The 21,727-nt window shown below is 73.0% G+C and carries 19 protein-coding genes; 13 read left to right on the top strand and 6 right to left on the bottom strand.

Annotated features, from left to right (window positions below; genetic code table 11):
* Positions 1–17: 17 nt before the first annotated feature.
* Positions 18–1,289, bottom strand: a complete 1,272-nt coding sequence (gene ilvA, locus DV701_RS10600; protein WP_114928281.1) for a threonine ammonia-lyase IlvA — start codon at positions 1,287–1,289, stop codon at positions 18–20.
* A 151-nt stretch (positions 1,290–1,440) separates the two neighbouring features.
* On the opposite strand from ilvA, the gene DV701_RS10595 reads away from it, so the two are divergent.
* Complete coding sequence (locus DV701_RS10595) at positions 1,441–1,965, top strand: CarD family transcriptional regulator (protein WP_228254973.1); 525 nt, start codon at positions 1,441–1,443, stop codon at positions 1,963–1,965.
* Between the two features lie 51 nt (positions 1,966–2,016).
* On the opposite strand, the gene DV701_RS10590 is transcribed toward DV701_RS10595, so the two are convergent.
* Entirely contained in the window at positions 2,017–3,039 is a 1,023-nt protein-coding gene (locus DV701_RS10590) for a 6-phosphofructokinase (protein WP_114928279.1), read from the bottom strand.
* Between the two features lie 235 nt (positions 3,040–3,274).
* Between DV701_RS10590 and DV701_RS10585 the strand changes: the two genes are divergently transcribed.
* On the top strand, positions 3,275–3,877 hold the full coding sequence (locus tag DV701_RS10585) for a biotin transporter BioY (protein WP_114928278.1): 603 nt from the start codon (positions 3,275–3,277) through the stop codon (positions 3,875–3,877).
* Between the two features lie 145 nt (positions 3,878–4,022).
* Here the strand turns inward: DV701_RS10585 and DV701_RS10580 are convergent, their stop codons facing one another.
* Complete coding sequence (locus tag DV701_RS10580; protein ID WP_114928277.1) at positions 4,023–5,009, bottom strand: hypothetical protein; 987 nt, start codon at positions 5,007–5,009, stop codon at positions 4,023–4,025.
* A 72-nt stretch (positions 5,010–5,081) separates the two neighbouring features.
* Here DV701_RS10580 and DV701_RS10575 point away from each other — a divergent pair, with 72 nt between their 5' ends.
* From DV701_RS10575 to DV701_RS10550, 7 genes are all read left to right on the top strand, one after another.
* On the top strand, positions 5,082–5,933 hold the full coding sequence (locus DV701_RS10575; protein ID WP_114928276.1) for a hypothetical protein: 852 nt from the start codon (positions 5,082–5,084) through the stop codon (positions 5,931–5,933).
* Positions 5,927–6,196 carry a hypothetical protein gene (locus DV701_RS10570; RefSeq protein WP_114928275.1) on the top strand — a complete coding sequence of 90 codons (270 nt, stop codon included), beginning with the start codon at positions 5,927–5,929 and terminating at the stop codon, positions 6,194–6,196. The genes DV701_RS10575 and DV701_RS10570 overlap by 7 nt, the downstream gene beginning before the upstream one ends.
* A 60-nt stretch (positions 6,197–6,256) precedes the next feature.
* On the top strand, positions 6,257–6,430 hold the full coding sequence (locus tag DV701_RS18250) for a hypothetical protein (RefSeq protein WP_162802965.1): 174 nt from the start codon (positions 6,257–6,259) through the stop codon (positions 6,428–6,430).
* Positions 6,427–8,151, top strand: a complete 1,725-nt coding sequence (locus tag DV701_RS10565; protein ID WP_162802964.1) for a cation:proton antiporter — start codon at positions 6,427–6,429, stop codon at positions 8,149–8,151. The genes DV701_RS18250 and DV701_RS10565 overlap by 4 nt, the downstream gene beginning before the upstream one ends.
* 212 nt (positions 8,152–8,363) lie before the next feature.
* Positions 8,364–9,077: a hypothetical protein gene (locus DV701_RS10560; protein ID WP_114928273.1), complete on the top strand. Its 714-nt coding sequence runs from the start codon at positions 8,364–8,366 to the stop codon at positions 9,075–9,077.
* A 21-nt stretch (positions 9,078–9,098) separates the two neighbouring features.
* Positions 9,099–9,686, top strand: coding sequence for a class F sortase (locus DV701_RS10555; RefSeq protein WP_114928272.1), 588 nt, complete (start codon positions 9,099–9,101; stop codon positions 9,684–9,686).
* Between the two features lie 78 nt (positions 9,687–9,764).
* A complete protein-coding gene (locus DV701_RS10550; protein ID WP_228254972.1) occupies positions 9,765–11,024 on the top strand; it encodes an MFS transporter in 1,260 nt (419 codons plus the stop codon).
* Here DV701_RS10550 and DV701_RS10545 read toward each other — a convergent pair.
* On the bottom strand, positions 11,000–12,715 hold the full coding sequence (locus DV701_RS10545) for an NAD-dependent malic enzyme (protein ID WP_114928270.1): 1,716 nt from the start codon (positions 12,713–12,715) through the stop codon (positions 11,000–11,002). The genes DV701_RS10550 and DV701_RS10545 overlap by 25 nt on opposite strands.
* Positions 12,716–12,764: 49 nt before the next feature.
* Here DV701_RS10545 and DV701_RS10540 point away from each other — a divergent pair, with 49 nt between their 5' ends.
* Positions 12,765–13,763: a lactonase family protein gene (locus DV701_RS10540; RefSeq protein ID WP_114928269.1), complete on the top strand. Its 999-nt coding sequence runs from the start codon at positions 12,765–12,767 to the stop codon at positions 13,761–13,763.
* 4 nt (positions 13,764–13,767) lie between these two features.
* Here the strand turns inward: DV701_RS10540 and DV701_RS10535 are convergent, their stop codons facing one another.
* Positions 13,768–14,283, bottom strand: a complete 516-nt coding sequence (locus DV701_RS10535) for a DedA family protein (protein ID WP_162802963.1) — start codon at positions 14,281–14,283, stop codon at positions 13,768–13,770.
* A gap of 109 nt (positions 14,284–14,392) precedes the next feature.
* On the opposite strand from DV701_RS10535, the gene DV701_RS10530 reads away from it, so the two are divergent.
* The 3 genes from DV701_RS10530 (at position 14,393) to DV701_RS10520 (ending at position 18,333) form a co-directional block, all read left to right on the top strand.
* Positions 14,393–15,130 carry a VIT1/CCC1 transporter family protein gene (locus DV701_RS10530; RefSeq protein ID WP_114928268.1) on the top strand — a complete coding sequence of 246 codons (738 nt, stop codon included), beginning with the start codon at positions 14,393–14,395 and terminating at the stop codon, positions 15,128–15,130.
* A gap of 50 nt (positions 15,131–15,180) precedes the next feature.
* A complete protein-coding gene (locus tag DV701_RS10525) occupies positions 15,181–16,563 on the top strand; it encodes a glucose-6-phosphate dehydrogenase (protein WP_114931005.1) in 1,383 nt (460 codons plus the stop codon).
* A gap of 141 nt (positions 16,564–16,704) precedes the next feature.
* Positions 16,705–18,333: a BCCT family transporter gene (locus DV701_RS10520; protein ID WP_114928267.1), complete on the top strand. Its 1,629-nt coding sequence runs from the start codon at positions 16,705–16,707 to the stop codon at positions 18,331–18,333.
* Between the two features lie 37 nt (positions 18,334–18,370).
* Here DV701_RS10520 and DV701_RS10515 read toward each other — a convergent pair whose 3' ends face one another.
* Positions 18,371–21,715 carry an efflux RND transporter permease subunit gene (locus tag DV701_RS10515; RefSeq protein WP_114928266.1) on the bottom strand — a complete coding sequence of 1,115 codons (3,345 nt, stop codon included), beginning with the start codon at positions 21,713–21,715 and terminating at the stop codon, positions 18,371–18,373.
* Positions 21,716–21,727 lie beyond the last annotated feature (12 nt).

The raw sequence follows: 21,727 nt of genomic DNA, 5'->3' as shown, positions 1-21,727 counted from the left end.
CCGCGCCTGCGCCGCGCCTACAGCACGAAGCGGAAGAGCGGGCTGTCCGGCGGGATCGGCTCGATGTCGATCGTCGACTCCGCCATCCGCGCCAGCAGCGGGTCCAGGTCCTCCCGCGAGCCGAGCTCGATGCCGACCAGCGCGGGGCCGGTCTCGCGGTTGTTGCGCTTGGTGTACTCGAACAGCGCGATGTCGTCGTCCGGCCCGAGCACCTCGTCCAGGAAGAGCCGGAGCATGCCCGGCTCCTGCGGGAAGTCGACGAGGAAGTAGTGCTTGAGCCCCTCGTGGACCAGTGAGCGCTCCATCACCTCGGGGTAGCGCAGCACGTCGTTGTTGCCGCCGGAGACCACCGCGACGACGTTCTGCCCCGGCTCGATCCCGGCGACGTCCAGGGCGGCCGCCGCGAGCGCCCCGGCGGGCTCGGCGATGATCCCCTCGGTCTGGTAGAGCGCGATCATCTCCGTGCACACGCGCCCCTCGGGCACCGCCACCAGCCCGGGGGTATGCCGTGCCACGACCTCGTAGGTCACCTCCCCCGCGCGGGCGACCGCCGCGCCGTCGACGAACCGGTCGATGGCCGGCAGGGTCACCGGACCGCCCGCCCGGGTGGCGGCGATCATGCTGGCCGCGCCGGCGGGCTCGACGCCCACCACGCGCACGCCCGGGTGCCGCTCGCGCAGCCAGGTCAGGCAGCCGGCCAGCAGGCCGCCACCGCCGACCGGCACGACGAGCACGTCGAGCCGCCGACCCAGGTCCACCAGGTCCTCGAGCACCTCCCGGGCGATCGTGCCCTGGCCGGCGACGGTGTGCGGGTGGTCGAACGCGGGCACCAGCGTGGCGCCGGTGCGCTCGACGTCGGCCAGCGCGGCCGCCGCCGCGTCGTCGTAGGTCGTGCCGCCGACGACGGTCTCCACCCAGTCACCGCCGATCGCGGCCACCCGCTCGCGCTTCTGCCTGGGGGTGTTGGCCGGCAGGTAGATCCGGGCGCTCACGCCGAGCGAGGCGCACGCGTGCGCGACCCCCTGCGCGTGGTTGCCGGCGCTGGCGCAGACCACGCCCGACCACACCTGCTCGCTGTCCAGCTGGGCGATGAGGTTGGCGGCGCCGCGGCCCTTGTAGGAGCGCACCGGCTGCTGGTCCTCGCGCTTGAGCCAGACGCTGGCCCCCGTCGCCTCGGACAGCCGCGGGCTCGGGGTGAGCCCGGTGCGGGCGACCCGGCCGCGGATCCGCTCGGCGGCGGCGTCGACGTCGTCGGCGGTGGGTGGCTCGGCCTCGGCGGGGAACGTCATGGACCCGATCGTAGGGCCGGTGCCGGTGCCGCCCGGGAAGGGCCCGGAAAGGCAGTCGTCCGGTCTGTATTGAATTTTATCGGATTTCTGGTAGAATGAACAATGTGCGGGCGGGATAACGCGGGGATCGAAAGGTGGAAGGACTATTTTGGTGCAGTTCAGCAGAGGCCAGGTGCTTATTCACCCTCAGCACGGACCGGCGACCGTGAAGAAGGTCACCAGCCGGGTCATCCAGGGAGAGCGCAGGGAGTACCTGATCCTGAGCGTCCACGCCGACGACATGTCGGTCGCCCTGCCCGTCGACGCCGCCGAGGAGATCGGGGTGCGCGCCGTGATGGACGGTCCGCGCGTGCGCGAGGTCTTCGAGGCGCTCGCCGACGACGGCGAGCCTTTCGACAAGGTCTGGTCGCGGCGCTTCAAGCACAACACCGAGCGTCTGCGCAGCGGGGACCTGCTCAAGATCGCCGGGCTGGTGCGGGACGTGACCCGCCGCGACGACGAGGTCAAGGTCTCCTACGGCGAGGCGAACCTGCTCAACGAGGCCATGGGGCTGCTCACCGCTGAGCTGGCGATCGCGCTGCGCGTCACCCCGGAGCGCACGGTGGAGCTGGTCGAGTCGGCGGTGCGTGACCAGGTCGTGCCCGAGCTGGGCGAGGACCTGGCGCTCGCCGGCTGACCCGGGGAGCTCGGCGGTGCCCCTGCGCGGGGCGCCGGCGCACCGCATACCTCAGCCGAAGAGGATCGCGGCCTCGTCCCACTGCTCGCGCGGCACGGACTTGAGCGCGCTCGTCGCGTCGTGCAGGTTGACGTTGACGATGTCGATGCCCTGCAGCGCCACCATCGTGCCCCACCGCCGGGCGCTGACCGAGTCGACGGCCGCGGTGCCGAACCGGGTGGCCAGGACGCGGTCGAAGGAGCTGGGCACGCCGCCGCGCTGAAGGTGGCCCAGCGTGGTGTTGCGGGTCTCGATGCCGGTGCGCTCCTCGACCATGCGGGTGACCTGCTCGCCGATGCCGCCGAGACGTCGGCGGCCGAGGGTGTCGGTGCGCTCGCTGCTCGCCTGCTGGTCCTCGCCGGGGAAGCTGAACCCCTCCGCGACGACGACCACCGGCGCGCGGCCGCGATCCATGGCGTGCTGGACCCACCCGCACACCTGGTCGCGGGTGACCGGCACCTCCGGGATGAGGATCGCGTGCGCGCCCGCGGCGATCCCGGCGTGCAGCGCGATCCAGCCGACGTTGCGGCCCATGACCTCCACGACCATGCAGCGGCTGTGCGCCTCACCGGTCGTCCGCAGCCGGTCGATGGACTCGGTGGCGATCGAGACCGCGGTGTCGAAGCCGAACGTCCGGTCGGTCGCCGACAGGTCGTTGTCGATCGTCTTGGGCACCCCGACGACGTTGATCCCGTCGTCGTGGAACATGCGGGCCACCGTCAGCGTGCCCTCGCCGCCGATCGCGACGAGCGCCTCGATGTCGTGCTTTGCCAGGACCTCCTTGACCCGGTCGGTGCGGCCGTCGACGAAGGGGCTGACCCGGGAGGTGCCCAGGATCGTGCCGCCCACCTTGGACAGCCCGCGCACGTGCTGGCGGGGGAGAGGGACGATGTCGTCCTCGACGAGTCCCCGGAAGCCGTCCTTGACCCCGACGAACTCGTGCTCGTAGATGCGGTCGCCCTTGAGCACCACCCCCCGGATGACGGCGTTGAGGCCGGGGCAGTCGCCCCCGGCGTTCAGCACGGCGATCTTCACGTCAGGCTCCTGGATCTCGGGCGGTCCGCACCCCGCGGGCCGCTCACGGCGACGCCGGTCGACCTGCGGGCAGGGGACCGGCGTCGGTGCGGTCCTCAGGGTATGCCGTCGCGCTCCCGATCCGCCAACCTCACGTGCGCGTCAACCTGCGCCGCGCGGTCGCGCCGTGCTGTGGCAGGCTGTGCGGCGTACGTCACCGCCGACCACACCGCCGACCCACCAGGAGGTCCCACCCGTGTCGACCGCTGCCCTCACCGCGCGCCCGGGCGTGCTCGCCGACCGCCTCGTCCCGCGCAGCTCGGCGCTCACCGACGTGGCGCTGGTCGCGACCGGTGCGGCCGTCGTCGGGCTGCTCGCCCAGGTCACCGTCCCGATGTGGCCGGTGCCGGTCACCGGCCAGACCCTCGCGGTCATGCTCGTGGGCGGGGCCCTCGGGATGCGTCGCGGGGCGGGGGCGCTGCTGCTCTACCTGCTGGTCGGCCTCGCGGGGGTCCCGTGGTTCGCCGAGGGCAACGGCGGGACGGCGATGGCGCTGGCCCCGTCGTTCGGCTACGTCCTGGGGTTCGTCCCCGCCGCGGCGCTCGCGGGCTGGTGCGCCGAGCGGGCGTGGGACCGCCGGCCGCTGCTCGCGATGCTCGCCTTCCTGGGGGCGACCGTCGTCCCGTTCCTGGTCGGCGTGCCGTTCATGGGGCTCGTCCTCGGGGTGGCCGACCCCGCCACCCTGTTCGCCTGGGGCGTCCAGCCCTTCGTCCTCACCGGCATCCTCAAGGCCGGCATCGCCGCGGCGACCTTCCCGCTGGTGTGGCGCCTGATCCGCAGCATCGACCAGCGCCGCTGACGCGCCCTGGGGCACACTGGACGCGACGGACCTCCCCGGGCTGCCTCCGGGGAGGTCCGTGTGTCCGGGCTGAGGGTTGAGGGCTGAGGGCTGAGGGCTGACGGCGGTCGCGACTGCGGGGACGCCTCTGCGCGGCCAGCGGCGTCTAGCGGTCCTCGGCCTCCTCGAGCGCGGCCCGGGCCGTGTCCCGCTCCTGGCGGCTCCGGCGCAGCTCTGCCTCCGCCGCCTCCAGGGTCCGGGCTGCTGCCTCGGCCACCTCGACCGCGCGCTCGGACTCCTCCCGGGCCTCCCGGAGCAGCTGCTCGGCCTGCTCCACGCGGCTGACGGCCCCGGTGGCGGCCTCCTGGGCGGCGGCCTGGTCGGTGGCGGCCTGCTTGCGGGCGGCGCGTGCTGCGGCGACGACCTTCTCCGCGGCGTCGAGCGCCATCTCGAGGTCGCCGACTGCGCCGCCGCGTGCCGACCGTGTCGCCGGTCGGGGGGTGTCCTCGTCCTGCGCCGGCTCCTCGGCGTCCTCGTCCTCGTCCTGTGCCGGCTCCTCGGCGTCCTCGTCCTCGTCCTGCGCCGGCTGCTCACCCCGGCCGCCCTCGAGGCGGGTGAGCACGACGCCGGTGCTGGTGCGGGCGACCGCGTCGGCCACGTCCACCTCGCCGAAGCCGCTGTAGCTCAGGGCCCGCGTCAGGCTGCCGCTGGTGACCACCTCGCTCGCGGCCGCGTCGGCCAGCGCGGCGACCGCGGTGTCGCGCACCTCGGCCTCCACCGCCGCGGTCAGCCCACCTGCGTGCTCGCGCGCGGCTGCCACCCAGGCAGCCAGCACCTCCTCCCGCTCGCCGCGCAGGGCCGACAGGGCGCTCGCGTCCAGCGCGGACTGTGCGTGGCGCATCCGGGCACCCAGGTCCTCCAGCCGGGCCACGACAGGGTCGTCGGCGCGGACCGTCGCGTTGACCGCCGCGGCAGCGACGCTCGGCCTGCGCAGCGCCGCCACCTGCTTGGCCGTCTCGCGCAGCCCGTCCGCCCGCAGACCCTTCACCCTGGCCGTCCGGGCGGCGACGAAGTCGGTGGGTGCGACGGCGTACAGCGCGTCGACGACGTGCTCGAGGACCGCGTCGCTGCTCTCCTGGTCGGCGCCCTCCATGTGGCGGACGATAGTCGGGGACCAGCGCGGGCGGGGCCGGAGAAGGCTGCGGACACCCGTAGGCTGGTCCGCGTGAGCACGCCCCCGGTCCTTCCGCTGCACGTGCTCGGGACCGACGTCGACGTGCGCGTGGTGGGGCACGAGCCCGAGCACCTGCTCGAGGTGCTGCGTGCGCGCTGGCACCTGGCGCTGCGCCCCGGACGCACGGGCGCCTCGACGCCGGCCGGTGCGCCCGCGCCCGGGCCGCTCGTCGTCGAGGCCGGGGTGCTCCCGCCGGACGGCGGGACCACGCCGTGGACCCGGCAGGAGAACACGGTGCACGACCAGGACCTGCCCCGTCTGCTGCAGCGCCTGACCCAGAGCATCACGCACGCGGTCATCACCGCCCGCACCGGCGAGCTGCTGATGCTCCACGCCGCCGGCCTGGCCGACCCGGGCACCGGGGCCACCGCCGCCTTCGTCGCGCCGGGCAACACCGGCAAGACCACGCTGTGCCGCACGCTCGGCCCGACCCGCGCCTACGTCACCGACGAGACGGTGGGGGTGCGCCGCGACGGGACGATCGCCCCCTACCTCAAGCCGTTGTCGACCCGGCGCGACGACTGGGCCGGGACCAAGGACGAGCAGGCCCCGGGCGAGGCCGGTCTCTCCGCCCCGCGCGTCGCGCCCTGGCTCGCCGGTGTGGTGCTGCTGCGGCGCGAGCCGGACCACCCCGGGCCGCCGCGCGCGGCGGAGCTCGACGTCCTCGACGCCGTCCTCGAGCTCACGCCGGAGTCGTCCGGCTTCATGCGCACCGACGGCCCGCTGCGCTGGCTGGCCGACGTCCTGCACCGCACCGGCGGCGCCCGCAGCGTCGTGTATGCCGAGGCGCGCGACCTCGAGCCCCTCGCCGCGCAGATCTGCGCGCGCAGGTCGCCGTGGTAAGGGTCCGCGCCGTCCTGGCCCACGACGAGCTGCACCACGAGGGCGAGTCGCTCGTCCTCGTCGACGGCCAGGTCCACCGGGTCTCCGCGCTCGGGACGACGATCCGCCGGCACGCGGCGGTGGGAGTGGCCACCCTGGACGAGCTCGCGACGGCGCTGGAGGATGAGTTCGGCACGCCGCCGGAGGGCTCGGCGCAGGAGCTGACCAGGCGCGCCGTAGAGACCCTCGTCGCCGCAGGTCTGCTCGAGGTCCTCGAGCCGTAGGACGCGCCCGGGCCGTGCCCGGGGTGCGCGAGGGGCCCGGTATGAAGCACACTGGCACCCGTGCCCGTCGCCCCCTACCTGGCTCTCGTGCTCGCCCTCGGCGCCGCGTGCCAGCTCCTCGCCTACCGGGCGAAGGTGCCCTCGATCCTGCTCCTGCTGATCGTGGGCTTCGGGCTGGGCCAGGTCGTCTCCCCGAGGAGGTCCTGGGCCGCGAGGTGCTTTTCGCCGGCGTGAGCATCTCGGTCGGGATCATCCTCTTCGAGGGGTCGCTGTCGTTGCGCTTCCGCGACCTGCGGGGGCTCGGTCGCGCCGTGGTGCGGCTGTGCACGGTGACGGTGGCCATCGCCTGGGCCCTCATCACCGCCTCCGGGATGATCGCCGGGATCAGCTGGCGGCTCTCGCTGCTCATCGGGGCGCTGCTCGTCGTCACCGGCCCCACGGTCATCGCCCCGATCGTGCGCCAGCTGCGGCCCACCCGCCGGGTGTCCTCGATGCTGCGCTGGGAGGGCATCATCGTGGACCCGATCGGTGCGGCCCTGGCGGTGCTCGTCTTCCAGGCCGTCATCATCGGCGGCCCCGAGCCGGCGGTCGGGCCGGCGCTCCTCACCCTGGGGCGCCTGGTCCTCATCTCCACCGCGCTGATGGTGCTCTTCGGCGTGGCCCTCGAGGTGGCGATGCGCCGGCACCTCATCCCCGACTTCCTCGACGGCGTGGTCTTCCTGGCCGCCGCGGTCGGTGCGCTGGTCGTCTCCAACCTGCTGCAGCCCGAGAGCGGCCTGCTGACGGTGACGATGCTCGGCATCTACCTGGGCAACCGGCGCGAGCTGCGCCTGGAGCACGTGCGCGAGTTCAAGGAGCACCTGCAGGTGCTCATCGTCGGCGCCCTGTTCGTGCTGCTGGGCGGGCGGATCTCCCCGGCGGAGGTCGTCGACGTCGCCCCGACCGCGGTCCTCTTCGTGGCCCTGCTCATGCTGGTCGTCCGGCCGGCCTCGGTCCTGCTCGGCCTGCTGGGGACCTCGGCGACGCGCAAGGAGCGCACCCTGCTCTCCTTCATGGCGCCGCGCGGCATCGTCGCCGCCGCCGTCACCAGCATCTTCGCCCTCGAGATCGAGCACGCCGCGGAGCGGGCGGACCTGGAGGCCAGCGCGCTCGACGTCACGCCCCAGGAGGCGCTGCGCCTGGAGGCCGAGGCCGAGCGGCTGGCCGCGCTCGTCGTGGACGCCGCCGACCTCGTCCCGCTGGTCTTCGTCACCATCGTGGTGACCGTGGCCGTCTACGGGCTCGGCGTCGGGCGGCTGGCCGAGCGGCTCGGCCTGGCCACGACCACGCCCAACGGCATCCTGTTCGCCGGGGCCCCGAGCTGGGCCAGGCAGGCCGCCGGGGTGCTGCAGGGCCTCGGCGTGCCGACCCTGCTGGTCTCCCTGGCCCCCGCCGAGGTGAGCCAGGCCCGGATGGCGGGGCTGCGCGTCGAGCGCACCCACATCCTGTCGGAGTATGCGGTGGAGGACATGGAGCTCGCCGGCCTGGGCTCCCTCGTGGCCGGCACCTACGACGACATGACCAACTCCACCGCCGCGCGCGAGTTCGCCCACACGCTCGGCAGCCAGAACACCTACCAGCTGAGCCGCCAGGGCGAGCCCGAGCAGCGCAGCGGCACCCCGGGCGGCGCCAAGCAGCGGACCGCGAGCAAGCTGACCGCCAACGTCGCCTTCGAGCCGCCGCTGACCGCCCCCGAGCTGGAGGCCAAGGTGCGCGAGGGGATGACCGTGCGCAAGACCCGGCTCACCGAGCAGCACACGCTGGCCGACTTCCGGCAGCGCGAGCCCGACGCCGTGCTGCTCTTCGTCGTGGAGGACGAGAAGGCCAAGGTGGTCACGGCCCACTCGCCGCCGCCGGAGGACTCCGGCACCGTCGTGGCGCTGGTCCGACCCCGCCGTGACGCCTCCGACCGCTGACCGTCGGCGCGGCCCCATACCTCGGAGGTCCGACACCGCCGACGCGCCCGCTCCCGGCGCGGGGAGCACCACCTCGCCGCGGGTGTGCGGTATGGTGCGGGTGCGCCTGGAGTTACACGTGTGTTGTTTGTGACTGATGTGACCAATGGTGCGAACCGTCAACCTGGACGGGTGGGGCACCGGCCCCGCGCGTCGCCGTGAAAGGAACCGATATGCGCACCACCACGCTCCGTGGCCTGGCCGCGGGGGCCGGCGCCGCCGCAGTCCTGGTGGCGGGGGCCGCCACCGCCACCGCGATCCCCGGCCAGCCGCAGGCGGCCTTCTGGGAGGGCTACTTCGCCGAGCAGGGCTACGAGAACGTCTCCTGCGGCGTCTCCGTGGTCTCCGGTCAGCCCGGCGTCCTCGACGTCGTCGTCGGTGAGGAGTGGGACTCCACCCTCAAGGACGGCAACGAGTGGATCGGCGTCGTCATCAAGGTCGCCGACGACTACGACGTGCACGCCTGGGAGGGCTACGGCACCTACCACTACACCCTCGACGTGCCGGGCCAGTCCCCGGGCAACATCACCCACGTCATCGGCTGCCAGGCCCCCGCCGGCAGCGTCGCGACCGAGGACCCCGGTGACGGTGACGGCACGACCGAGGAGCCGGTGCTCACCGAGGAGCCGACCGACGAGCCCGTCGACAGCGACGAGCCCGGCGACAGCGACGAGCCCGGCGACAGCGACGAGCCCGGCGACAGCGACGAGCCGAGCGACAGCGACGAGCCGAGCGACAGCGACCAGCCGAGCGGCCCCCCGGTCGAGACCGACGGCCCCTCGACCCCCGGCGGCACGAACCTCGGCATGCTCGGCGGTGCGGCCCTCGTGCTCGCCGGCGCCGGCGCCGCAGGCTGGGCGATGCGGCGCCGTCCCGGTCAGCACTGATCGGCACCTGCTGAGGGATCGATGACCGCAGGACCACGTCTCCTCGTCCCGACCGCACTGCTCGTCGCGACGCTCGGTGTGAGCACGCTGACCGTGCAGGCGGTCGGGGCGCTGGCGGGCACCCCCGGCCCCGAGGTCGCTGCCGACGGCCCCGACGCACCCGCCTGGGTGTCGGTGCCCGCGGCCGGCCTCGACGAGCAGCCGGTCGCGCCCGAGGGCCTGACCGCGCAGGGCACGATCAACCCCGACCAGGGCGAGGCCATCTGGTATACCGGCACCGGCCGCGTCGTCCCCGGCCAGGTCGGGACCGCCGTCGTCGCCGCGCACATGGTCTACTACGACGAGCCGGACGTCTTCCACGACCTGGGCGAGGTCGTCGAGGGCGACGTCATCACCGTCGGCTACGGCAACGGCGCGACGCGCGAGTTCGTCGTGACCGACACCCAGCAGCTGTCCAAGAAGGGGCTGCAGTCCTCACCCCTGGTCTGGGGAGACCAGGACGACGTGGCGAGGATCGCCCTCATCACCTGCGACGACTCGCTCGGCGAGCGCGCCGACGGGCACCGCAGGGCCAACTTCGTCGCGATCGCCGAGGCTGTCGAGGGCTGAGCGGGCCCTCGGGAGCGGCTCCCGCGCATAGGCTGGGACGGACCCCACCGCCGTGCCGCCCCAGAGAGGGCCTCTTCGTTGACCCCGCCCGTACCGGGCCGTCCGCCGACGGCCGCCCCCACGACCCCGCGCACCCGCAACGTGGGACTGGTCGTCGTCGCGCTCGTGCTCGGTGGCGTCGGGATCGGGATCACCGAGTTCGTCACCATGGGGCTGCTGCCCCAGATCGCCGAGGACGTCGGCGTGGACATCCCCACCGCCGGTCACGTCATCTCCGCGTACGCGGTGGGCGTCGTCGTCGGGGCGCCGCTCATCTCCCTGGGAGCCGCCCGGCTGCCGCGCCGCGGGGTGCTCGTCGCGCTCATGGTCGTCTTCGCCGTCGGCAACGCGCTCACGGCGCTGGCGCCCGGCTACGGCACGCTGCTCGCGGCGCGCTTCCTGACTGGGCTCCCGCACGGTGCCTTCTTCGGCCTGGCCGCCCTCGTGGCGGTCGCCCTGGCCCCACCGGGTCGCGGCGGCCGGGCGGTCGGCACGGTCATGCTCGGGCTGCCGATCGCGATGGTCGCCGGAGTGCCGCTGGGCACCTGGGCCGGCCAGGTCCTCGGCTGGCAGGTCGCCTACTGGGCGGTCGCGGCCATCGGGGTGCTGACCGCCGTGCTGGTCCGGGCCTGGGTGCCCGTCTTCCCGGCCGACCACCGCCAGTCCTTCGGCACCGAGCTGCGGGCCTTCGGCGGGCTGCAGTTCTGGCTGACCATGCTCGTCGGTGCGGTCGGTTTCGGCGGCATGTTCGCCATGTACTCCTACATCGCCCCCGTCGTCGAGCAGGTCACCGGCCTGGGAAGGTCGTGGGTCCCGGTCTTCCTCCTCGTCCACGGCGCGTTCTCGGTGGTCGGCACCTGGCTGGGGGGCCGGCTGAGCGACTGGTCCGTGCTGCGCACCCTGCTGCTCATGGGGCTGCTCTCGGCGGGGTCCCTGCTCGCCTTCTGGCAGACCGCGCGCTGGACCGTCCCGGCCCTGACCACCCTTTCGGTCATCGCCGTCTCGGGCTCGGCGTGGGTCATCGCCCTGCAGCTGCGTCTGATGAGTGTCGCGGGTCCGGCGCGCACGCTCGGCGCCGCCATGAACCACTCCTCGCTCAACGTCGCCAACGCACTGGGCGCCTATCTCGGCGGTCTGGTCATCGCGGCCGGGTACGGGTTGCGCGCCCCCTCGCTCGTGGGCGCCGGGCTGTCGGTCGCCGGCCTGGCGGTCCTCGGACTGTCGCTGCTGCTGCACCGACGCGGGCAGGGCAGACGCGCCCAGGACGGCCCCGGTCAGATCGCCTCGACGTCGGGGTAGTTCGGCTGCCACATCCGGTCGTAGACCTGCTGGATCGGGTCGGTCATCGGCAGCTGGGCCACGCCCTCCTGCGTGGCCGCCCGTGCCACCGCGATCGCCACGGTGGCCGAGACCAGGCGCAGGTCGCTCATGCTCGGCAGCAGCCGGGCGCCGGGGCGCCAGGTGTTGACCATCCCTGCCAGCGCGTTGGCCGCCGCCGCGATCATCCCCTCGGTGACCCGCGAGGCGCGGCACGCGGCGACGCCGAGGCCGAGCCCGGGGAAGATCAGCGCGTTGTTGGACTGGGCGATCGTGTGCCTGACCCCACCGTGGTCGACCGGGTCGAAGGGGCTGCCGCTGGCCACCAGCGCGCGCCCGTCGGTCCACTCCAGCAGGTCCGCCGGAGTGGCCTCGGCCCGGCTGGTGGGGTTGGACAGCGGGAAGATGATCGGTCGCGTGCAGTGCTCGGCCATCTCCTGGACGATCTCGCGCGTGAACGCCCCGCCCTTGGTGGAGGTGCCGATGAGGATGGTCGGCCGCACGTTGCGCACGACGTCCATCAGCCCGATGGCGTCGGGGTCCTTGACGTCCCACCCCGCCACGTCGAGGCGCCGGCGGGCCCACGGTTTCTGGAACGAGTGCAGCCGGTGGTCGTCGACGAAGTACAGCCCCTGGATCCCGATCGGCCAGAACCGCGAGTAGACCTCCTCCTCGGTCTGCGAGCTGCCGGTGCGCAGCATCTCGTCCCGGACCAGGCCGGCGATCCCCATCCCCGCGCTGCCCGCGCCGAAGACCACGACCCGGTGCTCGCCGAGGTCCACCCCGGTCACGTCCACCGCGGCCAGCAGCGCGGCGAGGACCACCGCCGCGGTGCCCTGGATGTCGTCGTTGAAGGTGCAGACCTTGTCCTTGTAGGCGTCCAGGATCCGGTAGGCGTTGGCCGTGCCCACGTCCTCCCAGTGGATCAACGCCTGCGGGAAGAGCCTGGTCACGGTGCTGACGAAGAGCTCGATGAAGTCGTCGTAGCGCTGCCCCCGGACCCGGCTGTGCCGCTCCCCGAGGTAGAGGTCGTTGGACAGCAGCCCCAGGTTGTCGGTGCCGACGTCGAGCACCACCGGGATCACCCGACGCGGGTGGATGCCGGCCGCCGCGGTGTAGACCGACAGCTTGCCGATCGCGATCTGGATCCCGCCGATGCCCTGGTCGCCGATGCCCAGGATGCCCTCGGAGTCGGTCACGCAGATGAGGTCGACGTCGTCGGCGCGCAGCCCGTAGTTGAGCAGCGACTGCTCGATCTTGTCCGGCCGGTCGATCGAGAGGAACACCCCGCGCGGACGGTTGTAGTCGTGGCTGAACCGCTCGATCGCCTCGCCGATCGTCGGCGTGTAGATGACCGGCAGCATCTCCTCCAGGTGCTCGGCGAGCAGGTGGTAGAAGAGCACCTCGTTGCGGTCGCGCAGCGCGTTGAGCGTGAGGAACTTGCCGAGCATCGACTTGTTGGCGCGGTACTGCTCGTAGACCCGGCGGGTCTGGTTCTCCAGGTTGGTCTCACCGGTCGGCATCAGCCCGTCGAGCTCGAGCAGCTCGCGCTCGGCCAGGGTGAAGGCCGTCCCCCTGTTGGTCATCGGGTTGCTCAGCACCGCCCGCCCGCGGGTGCGGATCCGCAGGGTGCTGCTGCCGACGGTCGTGTCCTGGTCGTACTCGCGGCCCATGGCCCAACTCTAGGGCCCCTGCCGCGGCCCAGGGTGGCACCATGGCCGGATGACGACCCTCTACCTGGGTGGATACACCCGTGAGCAGCCGCCGGGCCGGTCCGGGCTGGCCCGCGTCGAGCTCACCGGGCAGGGGTTCGGCGACGTCGAGGCGCTCGAGGGCCCGTCCGACCCGTCCTGGCTCGTCCGCGCACCCGGGACGCACGACCTGTATGCGGTGAGCGAGGGGGACGGTCAGGTCGTCCGGGTGCGTCCCGGGCAGGGCCTGGGTGCGACCACGGACAGCGGTGGCAGGGGGCCCGCCCACCTCGCGCTCTCGCCCCACGGCCGGTGGCTGGTCGCCGCGAACTACGTCAGCGGCAGCGTCGGCCTGGTCGAGGTGGGGCAGGACGGGAGCCTGGAGCTGGTCGACGAGCTGGCGTTCACCGGTGAGGGCCCGAGCGACCGGCAGGACGCGCCGCACGCCCACCAGGCCGTCTTCCTCGACGAGGAGGACCTGCTGGTCTGCGACCTGGGTGCCGACCGGCTGCGCGAGGTGAGGGTCGGGGAGCGGGCGCTGCGCCATACCGGGGACGTCGTGCTGCCCCCCGGCTGCGGACCGCGGCACCTGGCGCTGGCGCCCGGCCGGACCGACCTGCTGTGGGTGGTCGGCGAGCTGGACCAGACCGTGCACACGGTGCGGCGCGAGGGCGGCGCGTGGACGCCGGTGCAGAACGTGACGACCGTGCCCGAGGGGCCCGGGCCGGGGGAGACGACCACGGCGGGGATCGTGGTCTCGCCCGACGCCTCGCACGTCTACGTCTCCACCCGCGGGACGGACACGGTGTCGGTCTACGCGGCCGACGACGGCGGGATGCTGACGCTGCGCCAGCAGGTGGTGACGGGACACTGGCCGCGGTTCGTCGGCTGGGTGCCCGGCCTCGAGGGTGAGCGGCTGCTCGTCGCGGCCGAGCGCGAGGGCTCGGTCGACGTCTGGGCCGTCGAGGAGGGCATGCTCGAGGAGACCGGGCACAGCCTGGCCTGGCCTGCGCCCACCTGGGTCGGCTGAGCGCTCAGCGCCGCTTGAGGATCCGGACCGCGACGGTGGCCAGGACCACCATCACCGCCGCCGCCACCGCGGCGATCGCCAGCGGCTCGCCGGCGAGGGCCGCGATCGCGGCGCCCCACAGCGCGAACCCGATCGTGCTGTAGATCAGCGCCCACGCCGCGGCACCCGGCAGCTGGACCAGGGTGAAGCGGCCCCACGGGATGCCGATCATCCCGGCGGCTGCCAGGACGAGGGTCTGGAAACCGACGGTGAGGTAGCACAGCGGCACCGTCACCAGGCCCCAGCGCCGGATCGAGTCCCGGCCGCGGGCCACGCCCTCCCCGGAGAGCCAGGCGTGCACCCCGGCGCGCCACCCGGTGCTCGGGGAGGTGTGCCGCAGCGCCTGCTCGGTCACGGTGCGGGCGATCCAGTAGGTGGCCTGGCCGCGCAGCAGCGCGATCGCCATCAGGAAGACGAAGGCGACGGCGAAGCCGTGGTCCTCCCAGAAGAATCCGCCCTGGCCCGGCAGCACCGCGTGCATCGTCAGGCAAGCGTAGGCGCTGGCGACGCCGCGGCCGCATCCCGGGCCGACGGGAAGGCAAGGCTGTCCGTGCTGGCCGACCGGCCCGAGGTCGGGGCAGAGTAGGGGGATGAGCGATGGCCACCGCCCGGCCCTGCCCGAGCCAGCGGCGCCCCACGTCGAGCCCGCGGGATCCTCGGCCTCACGGCTGAACTGGCTGCGCGCCGGCGTCCTGGGCGCCAACGACGGCATCATCTCCACCGCCGGTGTGGTGATCGGCGTGGTCGCCGCGACGCCGGACCGCACCGCCGTGCTCGTCGCGGGCCTGGCCACCCTGGCAGCCGGGGCGATGTCGATGGCGGTCGGCGAGTACGTCTCGGTGAGCACCCAGCGCGACGGCGAGCGGGCGCTGCTGGAGAAGGAGCGTCGCGAGCTGGAGGAGAAGCCGGAGGAGGAGCTGGAGGAGCTCGCCGGGATCTACCGGGCCAAGGGGATCAGCGACGAGCTCGCCCACGAGGTCGCCCGGCAGCTCACCGAGCACGACGCCCTCGCGGCCCACGCCGAGGCCGAGCTCGGCATCGACCCCGACGACCTGACCAACCCCTGGCACGCCGGATGGGCCTCGATGGTGGCCTTCACCCTCGGCGCGCTGCTGCCGCTGGCCGCGGTCCTGCTGCCCCCGGCGGGCTGGCAGGTCCCCGTCACGGTGGTCGCGGTGCTCCTCGCGCTCGCCGCCACCGGCGCCGTCAGCGCGACGCTGGGCGCCTCCCCGCGCACGCCGGCCGTGGGACGCAACCTGGTCGGCGGCGTGCTGGCGATGGCGATCACGTACGGCATCGGCACCCTGCTCGGCGTGACGGTCGTCTGAGGCAGGGGCACGACCTGCCACCGGGCCGTCGGCCTGCCAAGATGGAACACATGGCAGACGCTCCCACCACCCTGATCATCATCGGTGCCTCCGGCGACCTCACCCGTCGCCTGCTGCTCCCCGGCCTCGGCTCGCTGCTGGCCGTGGAGCCGGAGCGGGAGGTGGTCGTGGTGGGCGCGGACCGGGACGAGATGTCCCAGGAGGACTGGGGCAGCACGATCCGGGCCGCCTTCGCCGAGGCTCAGACGCCGAAGGAGTCGGTCGACCGGGTGGTCGGCAGGGCGCGCTACGACCGGACCGACGCCCTGGACGAGGGTCAGCTGCGCGAGCTGGTCGCCTCGGTCGAGGGCGACCTGGTCATCTACTTCGCGCTGCCGCCTCAGGTGACCGTGCAGGTCTGCGCGCTGCTGGAGAAGATCCCGCTGCCCGACGGCACGATGCTGGCGATGGAGAAGCCGTTCGGGCACGACCTCAGGACCGCGGTCGAGCTCAACCGGCAGGCGACGCGCGTGGTCCCGGAGAACCAGATCTTCCGGATCGACCACTTCCTCGGCGTCAACACCGTCCTGAACCTGCTCGGCCTGCGCTTCGCCAACCGGATCTTCCAGCCGTTGTGGAGCGCCGACCACATCGAGCGGGTCGACATCTTCTACGACGAGTCGCTGGCGCTGGAGGGTCGGGCCGGCTACTACGACCGGGCCGGGGCGCTCATCGACATGACCCAGTCCCATCTGCTCCAGGTGCTCTCGATGTTCGCGATGGAGTCGCCGGCCAGCATGGACGCCGACGAGCTGCAGTCGCTGAAGTCGCAGGTGCTGCGCGCGACCAGCCTGTGGGGCGAGGACCCGACCACGGCGACGCGGCGGGCCCGCTACACGGCCGGGCACGTGGGCGGCAAGGACGTGCCGGACTACGTCGCCGAGGAGGGCGTGGAGCCCGCCAACAAGACCGAGACCCTCTCCGAGGTCGTCCTGGAGGTGCGCAACCAGCGGTGGAAGGGCGTGCCCTTCGTCCTGCGCAGCGGCAAGGCGCTGGGCGACCAGCGCAAGGAGATCGTCGTCACCTTCAAGGCGCCGAGCCACATCCCCGACGGCCTGCGCGACAGCGGCCAGCCCGACCGGCTGGTGCTCGAGCTCAAGCCCGGCGCGGTGACCCTCGACATCTCGATCAACGCCGAGGGCGACCCCCTGGACCTGGAGCAGAAGGAGCTGACCGCCACCCTCGGCCAGCCCCGGATGCGGCCCTACGGCGAGGTGCTGGCCGGCATCCTCGACCGCAACCCGATGCTCTCGATCCGCGGCGACACGGCCGAGCAGATGTGGCGTCTGGTCGAGCCGGTCCTGGCCGCCTGGAAGGCCGACGAGGTCCCGCTGGAGGAGTACGTGGCCGGCAGCTCCGGCCCGGAGGGCTGGGGCACCGTCCCGCAGCGCTGAGCGGGTCCCGGGCCGGCCCTGCGCATGCCCTCCTGTGGACAGGGCAGGCTCACCTGCGGAAAAGTAAGGGCGATGACAGGGCCGCGCGCCACCACACCTGACCCCTGACCGCTACCCCGGCCCCGTCAGGACGGAGAGATCATGGACGACCTCGCCCGGCGCCTCGGCCTGCGGACCAACGCACACATCTTCTTCTGGTCGGCCGGCCTGATGGTGGCCATCCTGCTGCTGCTCCTGGTCTTCCCCGGACCGATCGGGGAGGTGTTCGGAGCGGGTCGGGACTGGATCGTCGCCAAGCTGGGGTGGTTCTTCATCCTCGGCGTCACCAGCTGGGTGATCTTCCTGGTCTGGGTGGCCTTCAGCCGCTACGGGTCGTTGCGGCTGGGCAAGGACGACGACCGCCCGGAGTACGGCAACCTGTCGTGGTTCGCGATGCTCTTCGCAGGCGGCATCGGCACCGTCCTGATGTTCTGGGGTGTCGCGGAGCCGATCTCCCACTTCTCCGACCCGCCGTTCGCCGGCACCGAGCCCTACAGCATCGAGGCCGCGCGCAGCGCGATGAGCATCTCGCTCTACCACCTGAGCATCCACACCTGGGCGATCTTCACGCTGCCCGGTCTGGCGTTCGGCTACTTCGTCTACCGCCGCGGGCTGCCGCTGCGGTTCTCCTCCGCCTTCTACCCGCTGCTCAAGGAGCGGATCCACGGCCCGATCGGCAAGACGATCGACGTCTTCGCCGTGCTCGGCACCCTGTTCGGGCTGGCGGTCTCGCTGGGGCTGGGCACCTCCCAGATCAGCGCAGGCCTCAGCGCCCTGACCGGGACGGCTGACGCGGTGTGGCTGCGCGTCGTCATCATCACCCTGCTCACCGCGGTCGCGACCGCCTCGATCGTGGCAGGCCTGGACAAGGGCGTGCGGCGGCTGTCCAACCTGAACATCCTGATGGCCGTCGGCCTGATGCTCTTCGTCCTCTTCTTCGGCGACACCGTCTTCCTGCTGCGCCAGGTCATCGAGAGCCTGGGCTACTACCTGCAGGACGTCGTGCGGCTGTCGTTCTGGAACGACGCCATGGCCCAGTTCGGCAAGGAGGAGGGCTGGGGCTGGCAGGGCAGCTGGACCGTCTTCTACTGGGCCTGGACGGTCACCTGGTCCCCATTCATGGGGATCTTCCTGGCCCGCATCTCCCGCGGCCGGACCGTGCGCGAGTTCGTCGGGGGCGTGCTCGTGGCCCCGTCGGTGTTCACCCTGGTCTGGTTCGTGATCTTCGGCTGGTCGGCCATGGAGCTCGACGGCATCGGCGGTGACGGCGGCGCGCTGTCCGCGGCGGTCGCCGAGAGCGTGCCGCTGGCGATGTTCGCCTTCTTCGACCACTTCCCGGCGGCGACGCTGATCTCCGGGATCGCGATCGTGGTCGTCGCGCTCTTCTTCGCGACCTCCTCGGACTCGGCCTCGCTGGTGGTCGACATGCTCTGCTCCGGCGACGGGGACGCCGGCCCGGTGCGGCAGCGGGTGTTCTGGGGCGTGTCGGAGGGTGCCGTCGCGGCGTCCCTGATCGTCCTCGGCGGGGACCAGGCGCTGACCACCCTGCAGCAGGTCATCACCGTGATGGGCCTGCCGATCTTCGTCCTCGTCTTCGTGATGCTCGTCTCGCTGCTGACCGGCTTCCGTCAGGAGCGATTCGGCGCGGGCGCGGACCCCTCCGTGCCGCAGGACGGCGCGCACGCCGAGCCCTCCGACCGGGGTGGGTCTCCCGCGGACCGGGCCCCGTGATCCGGGCCTCCGTCCGGCGCGGGTAGGCCGTGCGCGCTCAGTCCGCGCGACGTGCCCGCGGCGTGCGCGGGGTCTGCTCCTGCCGCCCGTCCCGCAGACCGCCGACCCAGGTCGCGCCGCGGCCGACCAGCTCGTAGAGCACCGGCACCAGGATCAGCGTCAGCAGCGTCGAGCTGACCAGGCCGCCGATGACCACGACCGCCAGCGGCTGGGAGATGAACGCCCCGCCGCCGGTGATCGCCAGCGCCATCGGGGTCAGCGCCAGGATGGTGGCCAGGGCGGTCATCAGGATCGGCCGGAGCCGGTGCCGGGCGCCCTCAAGCAGGGCGGTGCGCCGGTCCATGCCGCGCTCGCGGTACTGGTTGACCAGGTCGATGAGCACGATCGCGTTGGTCACCACGATGCCGATCAGCATCAGCAGACCGACCATCGAGGCCACGTCCAGCGGCATGTCGGTGATCAGCAGCAGCGCGATCGACCCGGTCGCGGCGAACGGCACCGAGACGAGCAGGATCAGCGGCTGCACCAGCGAGTTGAAGGTCGCCACCATCACCAGGTAGACGATCGCGATCGCCGCGAGCAGCGCCAGACCGAGCGAGGAGAAGGCCTGCCGCTGGTCGGCGCTGACGCCGCCCAGGTCGACCTGCACGCCGGGGGGCACGTCGAGGGCGTCCAGCCGCTGCTGCAGGTCCGCGGTCAGAGCGCCGAGGTTGTCGCCGCCCGGCTGGCCGGTCACGGTGGCGGCGCGCAGGCCGTCGATGCGCGTGACGCTGACCGATTCTTCGACGGTGGCGAGGTCGGCCACCTCGCCCAGCGTCACGACGTCGCCGGTCGCCGAGGCGCCGACGGGCAGCGACTTCAGCGCCTCGACGTCCGGCGCCGAGCCCTGCTCGACGACGACGTCCCGCCTCGCTCCGTCCAGCTCCACCCGGCCCACGGTGGCCCCGCCGGTCGCCGCCTGGACGACCTGCCCCAGCTGGGCCTCGGCGATCCCGGCGTCCGCGGCCGCCTGCCGGTCCACCTCCACGTGCAGCGCCGGCACGGTGTCGGTGAGGTTGTTGACCACGTCGGTGGCGCCGGCGTCCTTCAGGACCGTGGCGACCGTGTCGGCGGTGGTGCGCAGGTCGTCGGCGTCCTGGGCCTGCACCACCACCTCGAGGTTGGTCTGCGCGAGCTGCTGGCCGGACTGCACCGAGAAGCTCGCGTCCGCCGGCAGCTCGCCCTCGAAGGCCTTCTGCAGCTGCTGGCCGAAGCCGTCCCCGTCGACGCCCTCCTCGAGCGTCACCGCGAAGGACGCGGTGTTGGCGCCGCTGCCCAGGAAGACCGCCTCGATCCCGCCGGGGGAGCCCGCCGTCACCTGGTAGGACGTGACGTCCTCGCGGGCGCCCAGCCAGTCCTCCACCTCGTGGGCTTGGGCGTCGGTCTCCTCCAGCGTCGTGCCGGTGGGCATGGTCAGGGTGGCCTGCAGCGTGTTCTCCCCCGAGGAGCCGATGAAGTCGGTCTTCAGGTGCGTGGCGGTATACCCCGTGCCGCCGAGCAGGAGGAGCGCGAGCAGCACGGTGATCCAGGGGTGGGCCAGCGAGGTACGCAGCGCCGGCAGGTAGGTGCGCTGCAGCCGGTCCGTCCGGTCGTCGAGGGGATCGTCGGCCTCGGCGTCGGTGGCAGCGGCGGCGTCCTCGATGCCGGGGTCGACCTCGGGCACCTCCTCGTGCCGCCCCCGGGCGCGCCGCCCGGCGAGGAACCAGTAGCCCAGCACCGGGACGATCGTCAGCGCCACCAGCAGGGAGGCCAGCATCGCCAGCGACACGGTGATCGCGAACGGCCGGAACAGCTCCCCGACCTGTCCCCCGACGAAGCCCAGCGGCAGGAAGACGGCCACGGTCGCCACCGTCGCCGAGGTGATGGCGCCGGCGACCTCGCGGGTGGCGCCGACCACGGCGGTGCGCCGGTCGTCGCCGCGCGAGACGTGCCGCTTGATGTTCTCGATGACCACGATCGAGTCGTCGACGACCCGGCCGATGGCGATCGTCAGCGCGCCGAGGGTGAGGATGTTGAGGCTGTAGTCGGCCACCTTCAGGCCGACCAGCGCGATGAGCAGGGACAGCGGGATGGACAGCGCGGTGACGAAGGTCAGCCGCACCGAGAGCAGGAAGGCCGCGACGACGAGGATCGCGAAGCCCAGCCCCAGCAGGCCCTCGGTGGCCAGGTCCTCGATCGACTTCTCGATGAACGGCGCGCCGTCGTAGATCGTGACCAGCTCCCCGCCCTCCAGCGAGGTGCTGATGTCCGGGCCGAGGTCGGCCAGCGCGTGGCTGATCTCGACCGCGTTGCCGTCGGGCGTCTTGGTGATGGCCAGACCGACGCTGGGCTCGCCGTTGGTCCTCGTGTAGGCCGTGGGCTCGCGCTCCTCCAGGGTCACCGTCGCGACGTCCCCGAGGGTCGGGACCTCGACCTCGCCGGCCTGCGCCGCGCCCGCGGCGGCCTGCTCGGCCGCCGCGGCAGCGGCGGCGGCCTGCCCGGCCAGCTCGGGGTCCGTCGGGTCGGCGGCCGCGGCGCTCGCCGCGTCGTCCGCGCCCTGCCGGGCCCGGTCCGCGGCGGCCTGCTGCTGGGCGGCGGCCTGCTGCATACCCATCACCTGGGGGGTGAGCAGCGGCAGGGCGGCGATCTCCTCGACCGAGCCGAGGCGGGAGCCGACCTGGACCGGCAGCTCGGTGGTCCCGTCGAGGACCGTGCCGCCGGGCATGACGACCCCGTTGGCCTGGAGGACCTGGGCCACGGTGGGGACCGCGACCCCCTGGTCCTTCGCCTCGTCCTCGTCGAGGTCGACGGTGACGACGCGGTCGGCGACGCCGGAGAGAGTGACCGCGCGCACGCCGTCGAGGTCCTCGATGTCCGGCACGACCAGCCGGTCGAGGCGGTCGACGAGGTCCTGCTCGTCCACGCCCTCGCCACCGACCGCGGCCAGCTGGATGATCGGGAAGTCGTCGAGGTTGCCGGCGAAGATCTGCGGGTCGGCGCTGTCCGGCAGGTTCGGCAGCGAGAGCACCGCGCGCTGCAGGTCGGTCTGCGCCGCGCCCATGTTCGTGCCGTAGTCGAGCTCGATGACGACCGAGGAGAACCCGTCGGTGCTGGTCGACTGGACCTCGACGACGTTGTTGAGGCCCTGGGCGGCGATCTCCACCGGCTTGGTGACCTGCTCCTCGACGACCGTGGCGCTCGAGCCCTGCGCGGAGGTGGCCACGACGAGCACCGGGAACTGCAGCGAGGGGAAGAGCTCGCGCGGCAGGGCGTTGGCCGACCAGAGCCCGGCGAGGACGCTGAACAGGGTGGCGAGGGCGATGAGCGCACGGTTGCGCACGCTGAACAGCGTCAGGCGGGACATAGGCGATCAGCG

Origin of the sequence: Ornithinimicrobium avium, from assembly GCF_003351765.1 — a bacterium.
Classification (GTDB): Bacteria; Actinomycetota; Actinomycetes; order Actinomycetales; family Dermatophilaceae; genus Ornithinicoccus; species Ornithinicoccus avius.
The sequence above is the reverse complement of the archived record's forward strand: the minus strand, read 5'-3'. Positions and strand labels throughout refer to the sequence as shown.

What these genes read in the sequence shown, in the direction of transcription:
- ilvA (WP_114928281.1), bottom strand. Translation starts at nt 1,289, where the DNA reads ATGACGTTCCCCGCCGAGGCCGAGCCACCCACCGCCGACGACGTCGAC.
- DV701_RS10580 (WP_114928277.1), bottom strand. Translation starts at nt 5,009, where the DNA reads ATGGAGGGCGCCGACCAGGAGAGCAGCGACGCGGTCCTCGAGCACGTC.
- DV701_RS10560 (WP_114928273.1), top strand. Translation starts at nt 8,364, where the DNA reads ATGCGCACCACCACGCTCCGTGGCCTGGCCGCGGGGGCCGGCGCCGCC.
- DV701_RS10555 (WP_114928272.1), top strand. Translation starts at nt 9,099, where the DNA reads ATGACCGCAGGACCACGTCTCCTCGTCCCGACCGCACTGCTCGTCGCG.
- DV701_RS10545 (WP_114928270.1), bottom strand. Translation starts at nt 12,715, where the DNA reads ATGGGCCGCGAGTACGACCAGGACACGACCGTCGGCAGCAGCACCCTG.
- DV701_RS10540 (WP_114928269.1), top strand. Translation starts at nt 12,765, where the DNA reads ATGACGACCCTCTACCTGGGTGGATACACCCGTGAGCAGCCGCCGGGC.
- DV701_RS10535 (WP_162802963.1), bottom strand. Translation starts at nt 14,283, where the DNA reads ATGCACGCGGTGCTGCCGGGCCAGGGCGGATTCTTCTGGGAGGACCAC.
- DV701_RS10530 (WP_114928268.1), top strand. Translation starts at nt 14,393, where the DNA reads ATGAGCGATGGCCACCGCCCGGCCCTGCCCGAGCCAGCGGCGCCCCAC.
- DV701_RS10525 (WP_114931005.1), top strand. Translation starts at nt 15,181, where the DNA reads ATGGCAGACGCTCCCACCACCCTGATCATCATCGGTGCCTCCGGCGAC.
- DV701_RS10520 (WP_114928267.1), top strand. Translation starts at nt 16,705, where the DNA reads ATGGACGACCTCGCCCGGCGCCTCGGCCTGCGGACCAACGCACACATC.
- DV701_RS10515 (WP_114928266.1), bottom strand. Translation starts at nt 21,715, where the DNA reads ATGTCCCGCCTGACGCTGTTCAGCGTGCGCAACCGTGCGCTCATCGCC.